The organism is Aquimarina addita, assembly GCF_039539305.1.
Lineage (GTDB): Bacteria > Bacteroidota > Bacteroidia > Flavobacteriales > Flavobacteriaceae > Aquimarina > Aquimarina addita.
Genome location: NZ_BAABCW010000035.1, coordinates 1 through 11,672, shown reverse-complemented (window position 1 = coordinate 11,672; position 11,672 = coordinate 1). Strand labels below are relative to the sequence as shown.

Here is an 11,672-nt window from a genome sequence, read left to right as displayed (position 1 = left end):
CTATTGAAGATATTGGCAATGGTATTTGGAAAGTCTTTTTTAGAAATGTATTTTTAGGTTTCTTTGATGAAAAACATCTTAGAAATAAACAACAATCAACAAGATTAGAAATTAATTTAGTGTAAACCTTAATCTTTAACTTGTGTAAACTATCTCCCTTTACGAACATATCAAGAAACAATTATAACCGTTTAAAAATCAGAATTTTGAAAAAATTAAAGTATTTTTACTTAAATTAAATACTTGATAATTTATGGATATTGATTTACTAAAAGTTACAACGGGTGAACTTCTTGAAAAATTTGGTGCTGGAAATCACAAACCTGGTTCTGGAAGTGCTGCTGCATTTCAAGGAATGTTGTCAGCTAAACTTTTAGTAACTGTTATTAGTTTAACTAATGAAGAAAAGCGGAAAGAACGTTACAAAAATGTCCTTCCAGAATTATTAAGAATGGACGAGAAAATTCACAATGATATTTTCCCCCAATTAAAAGAGCTTTTTCAAGAAGATGCTATTCAATTTGGAAAAACTATTCAAGCTCGTGAGGATAGAAATAATGAAACTAATGCTTTTGAAAAAAACCGATTAGGTATAAAAGCACTTTCTGAACTTAAAATTTCAATACAAATTCCTTTAACTATTGCCAAACTTTGTATTGAGCTCGCGGTTATTGCAGATTATGTTTTTGATAACGCATTTAAATCTGCTAGAGGCGACTCTCAAGTTGCACTTAATGGTGCAGTCGCAGGTCTTGCAGGTTGTCTATCAATAATTCAACTTAATTTATTATCCTATGGAAGTGATGAAAACAAATGGATTTCTGAAGTAAGTAAAGAAACAAAGGATTTAAAAATTCGTTATAACCAACTCAATGAACTCGCCACTTCAAAACTTGATGTTTTAGAAAAGGAAGTAAAAAGTAATTCGAAACTTTATACAGCTATTGATAAATTATTACATGGCATAAAATCAAAAAATAAATTGTCTGATTTTGATATTGAAAAATTAGCAAGTGATTTACAAAATATACTGTGGTTGAATAGAAAGACAATATGGAACAAAAATATACCTGACCATCCAACCAAAGTTTTAAAACCAAATATTATTCTTAAAAAGGCTTTGGGATATCATTACGCAGTAACCGAAGGAATTTATCTTTCAGAAAATGGAAGTGAAGATTATGAAATTGCTGGATTAATAGACCAAAAACAAAGAATCGTTTTAGTTTCTAATGGATTTGATAAAAACACTCAAAATTTTACAGCTGCTCACGAATTAGGACACGCTTTATTACACAAACAAACAATTTTACACAGAGATAGACCTATAGACGGTTCAGGAAAGAAATTGCGTCGTAATACTACCGAATATCAAGCCGATAGATTTGCTACTCATTTTCTAATGCCAAGTAAACTAATTAAATCGGTTTTTAGAGAATTATTTTTAACTGATAAATTTACAATTAACGAGGATAACTCATTTAATCTAATTCAAGATTCACCAAATAAATTAAGAGCAGATTCAAAAAATTTAAGAGGGCTTGCATTCAAATTAGCTTCTGCAGAGAGTTTTAGCAATCAAAATTTTAAATCGATTTACAAACTATTTGGTGTTTCTGTTACTGCAATGGCAATAAGATTAGAGGAACTTGAATTATTAGAATTTTGATAAATTCTCCAAGAAATACTACTGGCAACAATGTGTAAAAAACATAGGGCGTTTTAGGCTTAATCTAGAGGCCTGTGTTTCTTTATAATGTCTCCAAATTTCCAATTTGGCATTTAGAGAAAAATAAAAGCAAAATATGTAAATTTGGCTTAGTGAGAGTCCAAAGACAGTGCTTATCCTATGCCCTACGTTCCTTACACCAAACATTATGTGCAAGCTGATAAAATATCGTAATGTATGATTATAGCCATAGATGAAACGGGAGATTTTAGTTCAAAATCTGAATTAAAAAGTTTTTTTGTTGCAGTTCTTTTACAACAACAAAATGGAAAATTGGCTTTAAAAAAGCAACAGTACGAGTTATGGCTTGAAACAATACCAAAAGAAAAATTCAATTCAAAGAATGAAATCAAGGGTAGCGATTTGAATGAAGAAGAATTATTTCAATTTACTGAAATGGTCTATACTAAAGAACCTTGCATAATAAATCAAGTCGTTTATTTTTCCCCATCAGAGAATCCCGAGGAATTGATGAAGTCCATTAAAAAAACTGAGGTTGAAAGCATCCAAAAACTTGTCGATTTAGCCAAAGAAAAAAACAAACCACATTGGGAAAAATTTTACAAAAAACTATCAATTTGGCATAAAAATGCTAAAAAAATGAACTATCAACATTTTATGAAACTGATACTTCTTAGGAGATTAATTAATCAAACATTTGAAAATGCTATTGGAATTTCTATAATTCTTGAAATGGTTGAAGACTCAGATTCTTTTAATCTATTAAATTTAAAATACAAAATAGATAAGGACTTTATTAAAGGTCAAGAGGCAAACCAATTCTGGAAGGAATTACTAAGAAACTCATTTCAATCATTTAATGAGAAAAACCCTTTGCCAGCATTAGATGAATGGCAAGAAAAAGGACATCCATTTTTAGAAAAATATAAAGGAAAAAGTGAAACTGTATTATTTTTCACCGAATTATTTCGGGAAAATTGTGATTTTTTGGAATCTGATGAAAATTGGGAAATTCAAATAGCTGATATCACAGGAATAATTTTCAACCGATATTTCAATAAAAACAAAGCACAAAAAGCATTTGAGAATTTAAATAAATGCGTTAGTAACCAAAATATCACAGAATTAAAATTAAGCAATACAACTGACGTATTAACCGAATCAAATAGCTTGTGAAAGCCAGCGCATAACAAGGTATCCTATGTAAAGCCCTTTCCCAAGTCCTAGGTTAAATTTACGATATTTTTTTATTTTATTTATTTCATTATGATGATGATTTTATAGTGTTGGAATGTTGGCAAGGCCATTAAGCGTTGTCAATATTTCAATACTCAGCCCTATAAGTAACTCCGCATCCTATATGTGGTATCCGCTTGCGGATCCACCAGCATCTCTATGATTATGATTGGCTAACAGGGCAACTTGCTATAAAATGTGATAACCAATAAAAGTTTCACCTATAGTGTTTAGTTGTCCCATTCTGAGCCAAAAGTATTTTCGAGTTTTAAGGCTTATGTCATTTTTTATTTTATCACACCTATTTGATAGGGTGTTTCTGTTCTTATAATCGCATGAATCCGACTTAATAATTTTCTGGCCACTTTCACTAAGATACGTTTCACATCCTTCCCTTGATGAGAACGATAATATGCTTGCATCACAGGATCAAAACGTAAAGCTTGCCAAGTGGCTTCTACCAAATAACTCTGCATAAGTTGGTTGGCTCTAGGTTTAAGCCCCGCAGTTGTTAGATGATCCCCACTCTGATGTACTGATGGAATCAAACCTACATAACTGGCTAACTGCTTAAAGTTTTTGAATCTTCTAAGATCTCCCAACTCACTGATAATACCACAAGTCACAATAGAACCTACTCCAGAAACGGATCTGAGCAGATAATAATCTTTTTTATAATGTTTACGACAATAAGCACGTAATTTGACACTCACACTTCGCACTTGCTTATCTACAAAATCATACGCCTCTAATCGAGTTTCCATACAATAATCCATTGTCTTGTAATCGAAAGATAAGGCTTTAAGCTAATTTCTAAATTTATGAGACCAATGTGGCTTGTCTAGTGCTTTAGGAATCTCAATACCTAGATAAAGTAATTGCATTTTGACCTGAGTTTTGATCTTGCGTTGTTCTTTAGCTAAATCATTACGTCGACGAAATAGACAACGCAATTGTTCTCGTTCCACATCAGGAACATAAATTCCCTTAAGACGACCATCTTTTAGTTCTTTGCAAAGCAGTCTGGCGTCGATTTTATCGGTTTTCTGAAATTGTGCTTTGGCGGGACGATGTACATCTGCTGGATTAACAACTAATGAATGCCATCCAAATGATTCGAATAAGCGATGATGGCTAAAACCACAACAGCCCGATTCATAACAGCAAAACACCTGATAATCTTTAAAATGACGTTCAACATATTTTTGTAAAACGTAGCCATTAGGTGGAGTCGTAATAGAAGATCCATCGAACAAATCTATAGCCGTATGAATTTTCCAACTTCGTTTGTGTACGTCGATGCCAATAAATAACTTTGATGATGCAGTGTCCTTTGTTTTCATAATGAAGAAATTAAATGGTTTTTATTATACTAACTTAGGATACTGCTTTTACATTGTTGCTATAAAAAATAGCGCAGGTAATTGCTAACACAAAGGTTTGGGCGTTTTTGGAAAGTCGCCAAATTTTTAAATTTGACGATTTCCTAAGAAAAAGACAAATAGTAAAATATAAAAATTAGGCTTGTGTTTAATCCGAAAAGTTATCGCTTATTTTCAGCGCTACTTTTCATATACGGAGCCGTTACCACACATTTTAAGAAAAATTTTGTCAGAACTAAAAAACATTTGGAATCTAGCAAAAACTGGATTTGCAGATAAAAAGGAAAGGAGCAAAAAAGAACTTGTATTCTTTTTGATTAAAATGTTTTTAATTTTAGTGTTTTTCAAAATATCAACATTTGGTATCGCTTACTTTTTAGAATCGTTGGACATCTTTGAAATACCAGCGAATTTAAACAGGGGAAGGTTTAGAAATTCTAGCGATTTTGAAGTATTATTCTTGATTGCGGTCTATGCGCCAATAGTCGAAGAATTAACCTTTAGGCTACCTTTAAAATTTTCCAAATGGAATCTAATAATATCAGCGATGGGTTTAAATTTGGCAATTTTGAAGATTTTCGGAGAAATCGAATACCTGTATTGCTTCATAATTAGTGCAGCTATCGGCATAACTCTGTATTTATTTTTAAAGCAAAATACAATAGAACTATTTCAGAAATTTTGGACTAACAATAAGCTCATTGTTTTTTACTTCTTTCTATTAATTTTCAGTTTTCTTCATCTTAAAAATTACGAGCTAACAGCCGAGGTTCTGTTATTTTCACCAGTAATAATATTACCAAGAATTTTAGGAGCTATGGTATACTCTTATATACGTCTAAGTTCTGGAATTCTACTGGCGATTTGTTTTCACGCCTTCAACAACGGTATTTTTAAAATAATTACGATAATTTCGGATTATACGAATGGAATTTTTAGCTTGCCAGTGTAGATGGACTTCACTCGAAAGCAATTGTTGCGCTGATGGACCTGCCAAAAATGTGTAATAGAAAGTGCCGAGAGAATGCAAAAAACGTTTGGTAACAATGCCTAAACGTAATGCGGGGGTTTCAGCTAAATCAAATGGTCTGTGTATATTTACTAAGTCGCTAAATCTTATGGATTTAGCTTTGGACAAAAAAAGCAAGACCAAAAGCTTTAGCTTAGTGCGCAGACGGAAACGAAAAGCTTCCTTGCCCCCGCACTACGCTTAGCCGAGACCGTTAGTATTAATAAAAACAAAAAATATGTCCTTTGATTGGCCACATCATCCGTTATATGATAAGCTATCTGAAAAAGCATCTTTACTTTTACCTAAATTAGGTTTTGAAAAGATTAAATCCGAAAGCGGACAAACTCTATTTGTATCTAAAGAAAAAATATTAATTACAATTCAGCACGGCGGATATGACATGCCATATATCTATATTGGCAACCAAAAGAACAAAAAATTATTGAGCCCTAGTCATATTTTGGAGTATTATTTGAACGAATCAACACCAATTTTCAGAAAGTATACTGAATTGAAATCTTTCTACGATTTTGAATTCGAATATGACTTCCTAAAAGAATACTCTGATGAGGTTTTAAATATTCTCAAGTTTCCAAAGCCATACTTAGAATGGAAAAAAACCGCAGATTACGAAACAATAACGGAATTAATAAAAAGCCAAAACAACTAATGTTATCGGGATATATGTGATCATAGCAGTTAATAGCTGGATCGAATAGTTGTTCTACTTTTGCAATGGCGCAATGCTTGCTAAACAACAAAATAGCAATCATTTCGCAGAAAAATCAAAAAGTAGGGTAACATTTTGTCTCGCCAAGACACATATATTAAACGTTACAGCACATAATTCAGAATGGAATGAAATGATCTTTCCCGAAAGAATACTTAAAATGAAATGTTACAAATAATAAAATCGTAAACCACAATGCAAAAAGGTTATCTTACTTTTTTTTTAATGTTATTTTTTTTAACTATAAATGCACAATTTAAGGTAGGAAAAATTTATCTAAAAGATGGAAACATTAAAAATGGACTAATTAAAGAAAGAAAATTTGGAGGAATAAAATATAAAGACAATGAGAATTCAAAAGCCAAACCATATGATTATAATCATATAACTGGTTATGACATTACAGAAAAAGGAGTTGTAAAATATCGTTACAAAAAAGTTGGAAGTAATTTTCCTCAAATTATGAAAGTCGTGCGATTAGGAAAAATTAATCTCTACAATATAATTGTTGCAAATAGAGAAATTTCAACTAGAATAAAAGTATCAACAAGCTTACTGTATTTTATGGAAAAAAATACAGTAACCATTAGAATCGGACGAAAATTTAATAAAATTGAGCTAAACTTTTTTGAAGATTGCCCTTTGCTTCTTAAAAAAATAAAGAAAAAGGAATTCAAAAAAAAGGACGTATATAAGATTGTTAATTTCTACAATAATAATTGTATTTAAAAAAAATCATCTACAATGTTAGAACAAAAAATATCAACAACGTGGTAACATTTTTATCTACTAAGACACATATGTTTTTACTAAAATTATTAAATAAATGAAATATCTATTATTTACTATTTTTGCTTTTGCCTTTTTCTCTTGTTCTCAGGATGACGGACCTTGTACTGAAACTGTATGTTTTGGTGATGGTAATTGTATAGAAAAACCTATAGAGGGTGCAGGAAGTGATTGTTTTTAAATAAAGAACCATATGGTTTTCATTAAAAATAAATTTAAAATGAAAAGTTTTGCGCAGGTTTATACCCAACAAGAAACAGAATAAAAATACAAAAATCATAAAGAAATAGTACGTGCTGTAACATTATATATGAAATCAGAGTAAAGTTTAGTGCCAGATCGAAAGGTCATTTCCTTTATGTGGTGGCGCTAGATTTTTATAAATTAAATAAGAAATAAAAATGCGCACATAGATCAATTGGTTTAGGCTTGCTTACCTTGCTCCGATTCATATATTTGGCGTTGTGTGTAAGCGAAAAAAAGAAAAATGACTCACTCTTTATTAAATAATTCTCAAGAATATATTGAGGAAACTTATGAGGAAGTTAAAACTAGATATATATCATTTGGGAAAGATATTTACCAGATTCTGAAAGAAAAAGAACTTGAAATTTTTAATAATTTGAAGTTTTATCAGGCAACCAAACTGATTGAAAAAACAACTTGGGGAAAAGCTGAAACTGAAAACAGTTACGCCATATATGACGATGGAAAAACATCTTTTGGAATACAACTAGAACCTATGTCTGCTATTATATGCTTATACAATCAAAAAACTCAAATAGAAATTGGAAACTGGAACGGGAATGATTATTATTCAGAATCTATAAAGTTCATAAAAGAGGAATTGATAAAAAGCAACAAATGAAAGAAATCGAACCTGCTACATATTATTTTATAACTAAAATCAAAGAACCAGAAGACAATTCTTTAGAGTTTAAACTGATTTACGGAATCGTTTCTAAAAAAGAGCAAGACGTATCAGTTGGGAATCAAAATCTTGATCCTGTCCATCCGATTTTGATGAATGATGATTATAAATATAAAATAACGTGTGATAGCTACATAGGTTATTCTGTATTGGACGAAAGTTAAGCCGATAAACTAGGAGACGATTTTACAGGACGTAATCCGAGAATATAATCTAATTCAAATTTCTTAGATCATATAAAAACTGACACTTTTGCAACTAAGGATTACCCTGGGGAATTTAAACATTATGCTTTCCTAAGTGAAAATCACGTACTGAATGTAGTAGCACAATCGGAACCTGAAATTGAAAAAATAGAATAGCCTACACACAACAACGTGTAAAAAACATAGGGTGGTTTAGGCTTAATTTAAAGGCTTGGGTTTATTTATGAGGTCACCAAATTTCCAGTTTGGCATTTAGAGAAAAATAAACGCAAAATATGTAAATTTGGCTTAGTGAGAATTCGAAAGACAGTGCTTACCCTCTGCCCTACGTTCCTTACACTAAACTAAACGTTGGCAACAAGCAAAAAATCTAGTATGAAACTAATTACTATTATACTCTTTTTATTTACTTTTTTTGGATGTAATATAACTACTGATAACAAAGTCACTATAAAAAAATCTACAATTAAAAAAGATTCTGTAAATACTCAAAACCAATTATGGGAAACTAAATCTTCATTTAACAGAGTCAACTTAGTTGGAAGGTGGGAAAATGAAAATTGTAATTTAACCTTTAATATCTTTAAAAAGAATAATAAATATCATTATAAATTTAAATCTAAAAAGAGAGAAATTTCTAATTATTTAGATATAATCGAAGAAGACAAAGTTCTTTATTTAAATTTTAAAGGAATTGAATGGTATGAAAATAAGGGAGAACTAGGACCTGAATATTTTGAAGATATACCTGACTCTTTAATTCAAAAAAAAGAAGAAACTCTCCCCACAGAAGTATCTGCCTTATTTGAAAATAAAGAAATGAATTTTGTTATTCAGAATTATGGTAATTCTATGAATTATTATACGAAATTAGAGGAAGGTTGTGAAAAATACCTTTATTTTTCTAAAAGCAATACAAAATCAAAAGATACCTTAAATATTCTATCTGATTTTTTATCAAAGTCAATAAAAAACCACTCTGTAATACATTGGAAAAAAGGAGATATAAATAATGATAAAATAGATGATTATATAGTTGTATTACAAAATGAATACCCAAATATAGAACTTACCGGAATGGATGATTCTTACTCAAGAATAGTAGTTTTAGTTGAAACATTAAAAAGTTATCCCAATTTCAAAATTGCTTCAACAAATAATCACGTTTTAGAATGTTCAAATTGTGGAGGGGCAGGTGTTGGTGACCCTTTCAGTGGTATTTCTATAAAAAATAATTTTTTCTCAATTGAACAGCTTTTTGGAGCTTGTGATAAGAGTTTTGTAGTAATAACGTTTAAATATGAAAAAGACAAATGGTTTTTACATAAGATAGGTCAAGATAATTACTCTTGTAATCAAGCAAATGACCAAGGGGAAATTGAAGTCATCAATAAAACAAAAACTAAAAAAGATTTTGGATTAATTGAATTTAAAGACTACAAGTAAAGCCAGTTGCCAACACGATTTATAAAACGTAGGTAATAAGTACTTAACCAAAACGTTAGTGTATATTTGAGAAGACCGCCAAATTTTTAATTTGGCTTTTAAAAAAGAAAAATTAAAAACAAAATATAAAAATTCGGCTCTGTGTTAACCCGAAAAGTTAGTGTTTTTTTACAAGCTACGTTTCATACACAAGTCCGTTGTACTTAATACCCCAAAAACTAATAATGAAAAAAATCATAATATTTTTGTTCTCAATAATGCTTATTACTTGTTGTAACTCCCAAAATAAGCAAGACGATTTATATCCTATCAAAATGAATAACGGGAAGTATGGATATATAAATTCCGTTGGGAAGGTGATTATTGAGCCTAAATTTTATTATGCGCTGGATTTTTCTGAAGGATTAGCAGCCATTAGAGAAAAGGGCTATTATGGATATATTGACAAGACAGGACAATTTGTAATACCTCCCAATTTTGAAGATGCAGGAAAGTTCAAAGATGGTATAGCCATTGTTACAACCAAGGAGGACAAAAAAGTTTATATCAACACAAAAGGTGAAATGATTGACATTAAGCTGGAACAGTATTATAAGCTTAATAAGTTTAATGAAGGTTTGTCAATTATAAAAACAAAAAATGGTTTTGGCTATATAGACACCAAAGGAAATGTTGTTGTAAGTCCACAATATAAAACTGCATATAATTTTGAAAACGGTCTCGCTTTAGTTTCAAAGAATGGCACTAATTTTGGTTACATCAATAAATCTGGAAAATATGTGATAGAACCAAAATATTACATAGCTACTAGTTTTTCCAATGGACTTGCTGCAGTAAAAGATTCTGGGTTTAAGACTAAGTTTTTAAACAAAGAAGGAAAAGAAGTTCTTGAAATAAAATCATCATACACTTGTGACAATTTTAGTGAAGGTTTAGCAATATTTTATGAAGAAGGAAAAGGCTATGGATATGTTAACAAAAATGGAGATATTGTGATTAAACCTAACAGTAAATTTGAGACCTTAATGAGTTTTAAAGAGGGAGTTGCTAGATTCTCCACTAAAAATGAAGTAGGTTATATAGACAAAAATGGAAAGATTCTTTTTAAGATTAGCAAGGACTATTTTTTAGGTTATGTCTCAAATGGAATGATTCCTTTTTATAAAAGGAGAGAAAGATTGAGTCAAAGCAGATACGGCTTTATGAACATAAGAGGAGAAGTAAAAGTTAAACCGCAATATAAAGAAGTTGAACCTTTCAAAGGTAATCTTGCAAGAATACATCTTTCTCAAGGATTCAATGGTTATTATGTATACATTAATAAAGAAGGTAATGTTATAGAACCAAAAAAGTACTAAGCACAACATGGTGTATAAAACATAGCTAATAAGTGCTGAACCAAAAGGTTGTGTTTATTTGTAAAAACAGTCAAATTTTTAATTTGGCTTTTAAAAAAAAGGAAAATTAAAACAAAATATAAAAATTCGGCTATGTGTTTATCTGAAAAGTTAGTGTCTTTTTGCACGCTACGTTTTATACACAAGTCCGTTAGGTTTAATTAAGACCAACTAGATAAAATGCTGATAATTGATAAAGAAGTAAATATAGATACGGATTATCTGAATCTTTCATTTTTTGGAGAAATTGACAATAATGAGTTTAAAAAACTGACTCAGTTTAAAAATCTAAAGCATTTGAATATGTCAAGTTCTGATTTATTAGATAAACATCTTGTGTTTATTGGACAGGTGGAAACGATAGAATTGCTGGATTTGGATTCGACAGAAATAACTGATAGTGGTCTTGTAAACTTGAATCAATTGAAGCGGTTACGAGAGTTAAGAATTAAGGACAACCCTCAATTGACTAATGATTGTATTGAATTTTTATCAGATATTGAGCAATTGGAATTGATTCATATTGCGAATACCTCGATAACAAAAACAGGATTGATAAAATTGCTGACCAAAAAAGAGCTAAAATCGGTTATTTTGGGTTCTGAATTTGATAATGAAATTGATGAGTTATTAAAAATTACAGAGATGTGCCCTAAACTTGAAATAACCTTAAAAGGAAAATGTTTAATATCAAATGGAAAACTAAGCTAATAAAAAACTAAAACCTAACAATTTGTCCTATGTAAAGCCCTTTCCCAAGTCCTAGGTTAAATTTACGATATTTTTTTATTTTATTTATTTCATTATGATGATGATTTTATAGTGTTGGAATGTTGGCAACGCCATTAAGCGT

At 30.4% G+C, this 11,672-nt stretch carries 13 protein-coding genes; 11 read left to right on the top strand and 2 right to left on the bottom strand.

Annotated elements, in window-relative coordinates:
- Window positions 1-253 precede the first annotated feature (253 nt).
- Window positions 254-1,669 carry a cyclodeaminase/cyclohydrolase family protein gene (locus ABD816_RS21660; protein ID WP_344930971.1) on the top strand — a complete coding sequence of 472 codons (1,416 nt, stop codon included), beginning with the start codon at window positions 254-256 and terminating at the stop codon, window positions 1,667-1,669.
- A 237-nt stretch (window positions 1,670-1,906) separates the two neighbouring features.
- Complete coding sequence (locus tag ABD816_RS21655; protein WP_344930970.1) at window positions 1,907-2,866, top strand: hypothetical protein; 960 nt, start codon at window positions 1,907-1,909, stop codon at window positions 2,864-2,866.
- Between the two features lie 347 nt (window positions 2,867-3,213).
- Here the strand turns inward: ABD816_RS21655 and ABD816_RS21650 are convergent, their stop codons facing one another.
- Both ABD816_RS21650 and ABD816_RS21645 read right to left on the bottom strand, forming a co-directional pair.
- Window positions 3,214-3,690: a transposase gene (locus tag ABD816_RS21650; protein WP_344930969.1), complete on the bottom strand. Its 477-nt coding sequence runs from the start codon at window positions 3,688-3,690 to the stop codon at window positions 3,214-3,216.
- A 42-nt stretch (window positions 3,691-3,732) separates the two neighbouring features.
- Window positions 3,733-4,269, bottom strand: coding sequence for an IS110 family transposase (locus ABD816_RS21645; protein ID WP_344930968.1), 537 nt, complete (start codon window positions 4,267-4,269; stop codon window positions 3,733-3,735).
- Window positions 4,270-4,534: 265 nt separating this feature from the next.
- Between ABD816_RS21645 and ABD816_RS21640 the strand changes: the two genes are divergently transcribed.
- From ABD816_RS21640 to ABD816_RS21600, 9 genes are all read left to right on the top strand, one after another.
- Entirely contained in the window at window positions 4,535-5,260 is a 726-nt protein-coding gene (locus tag ABD816_RS21640; RefSeq protein ID WP_344930967.1) for a hypothetical protein, read from the top strand.
- 295 nt (window positions 5,261-5,555) lie between these two features.
- Entirely contained in the window at window positions 5,556-5,990 is a 435-nt protein-coding gene (locus ABD816_RS21635; protein WP_344930965.1) for a hypothetical protein, read from the top strand.
- Between the two features lie 255 nt (window positions 5,991-6,245).
- Window positions 6,246-6,779 (top strand): hypothetical protein, encoded by a 534-nt coding sequence (locus tag ABD816_RS21630; protein WP_344930964.1) that lies wholly within the window; start codon window positions 6,246-6,248, stop codon window positions 6,777-6,779.
- Between the two features lie 97 nt (window positions 6,780-6,876).
- The gene (locus ABD816_RS21625) at window positions 6,877-7,020 is read left to right on the top strand and encodes a hypothetical protein (protein ID WP_344930962.1); all 144 of its coding nucleotides are present in this window, start codon (window positions 6,877-6,879) and stop codon (window positions 7,018-7,020) included.
- 306 nt (window positions 7,021-7,326) lie between these two features.
- Window positions 7,327-7,707, top strand: coding sequence for a hypothetical protein (locus tag ABD816_RS21620; RefSeq protein ID WP_344930960.1), 381 nt, complete (start codon window positions 7,327-7,329; stop codon window positions 7,705-7,707).
- Window positions 7,704-7,934: a hypothetical protein gene (locus ABD816_RS21615; protein ID WP_344930959.1), complete on the top strand. Its 231-nt coding sequence runs from the start codon at window positions 7,704-7,706 to the stop codon at window positions 7,932-7,934. The genes ABD816_RS21620 and ABD816_RS21615 overlap by 4 nt, the downstream gene beginning before the upstream one ends.
- 417 nt (window positions 7,935-8,351) lie before the next feature.
- Window positions 8,352-9,422, top strand: a complete 1,071-nt coding sequence (locus ABD816_RS21610) for a hypothetical protein (protein WP_344930957.1) — start codon at window positions 8,352-8,354, stop codon at window positions 9,420-9,422.
- Between the two features lie 224 nt (window positions 9,423-9,646).
- The gene (locus ABD816_RS21605) at window positions 9,647-10,780 is read left to right on the top strand and encodes a WG repeat-containing protein (protein ID WP_344930956.1); all 1,134 of its coding nucleotides are present in this window, start codon (window positions 9,647-9,649) and stop codon (window positions 10,778-10,780) included.
- A gap of 219 nt (window positions 10,781-10,999) precedes the next feature.
- Window positions 11,000-11,530 carry a hypothetical protein gene (locus ABD816_RS21600; protein ID WP_344930954.1) on the top strand — a complete coding sequence of 177 codons (531 nt, stop codon included), beginning with the start codon at window positions 11,000-11,002 and terminating at the stop codon, window positions 11,528-11,530.
- The last annotated feature ends 142 nt before the right edge of the window (window positions 11,531-11,672 follow it).

Excerpts from the sequence above, each read along its gene's own strand:
- ABD816_RS21600 (WP_344930954.1), top strand. The coding sequence starts at position 11,000 with ATGCTGATAATTGATAAAGAAGTAAATATAGATACGGATTATCTGAAT.
- ABD816_RS21655 (WP_344930970.1), top strand. The coding sequence starts at position 1,907 with ATGATTATAGCCATAGATGAAACGGGAGATTTTAGTTCAAAATCTGAA.
- ABD816_RS21630 (WP_344930964.1), top strand. The coding sequence starts at position 6,246 with ATGCAAAAAGGTTATCTTACTTTTTTTTTAATGTTATTTTTTTTAACT.
- ABD816_RS21615 (WP_344930959.1), top strand. The coding sequence starts at position 7,704 with ATGAAAGAAATCGAACCTGCTACATATTATTTTATAACTAAAATCAAA.
- ABD816_RS21620 (WP_344930960.1), top strand. The coding sequence starts at position 7,327 with ATGACTCACTCTTTATTAAATAATTCTCAAGAATATATTGAGGAAACT.
- ABD816_RS21610 (WP_344930957.1), top strand. The coding sequence starts at position 8,352 with ATGAAACTAATTACTATTATACTCTTTTTATTTACTTTTTTTGGATGT.
- ABD816_RS21605 (WP_344930956.1), top strand. The coding sequence starts at position 9,647 with ATGAAAAAAATCATAATATTTTTGTTCTCAATAATGCTTATTACTTGT.
- ABD816_RS21660 (WP_344930971.1), top strand. The coding sequence starts at position 254 with ATGGATATTGATTTACTAAAAGTTACAACGGGTGAACTTCTTGAAAAA.
- ABD816_RS21650 (WP_344930969.1), bottom strand. The coding sequence starts at position 3,690 with ATGGAAACTCGATTAGAGGCGTATGATTTTGTAGATAAGCAAGTGCGA.
- ABD816_RS21635 (WP_344930965.1), top strand. The coding sequence starts at position 5,556 with ATGTCCTTTGATTGGCCACATCATCCGTTATATGATAAGCTATCTGAA.
- ABD816_RS21645 (WP_344930968.1), bottom strand. The coding sequence starts at position 4,269 with ATGAAAACAAAGGACACTGCATCATCAAAGTTATTTATTGGCATCGAC.
- ABD816_RS21625 (WP_344930962.1), top strand. The coding sequence starts at position 6,877 with ATGAAATATCTATTATTTACTATTTTTGCTTTTGCCTTTTTCTCTTGT.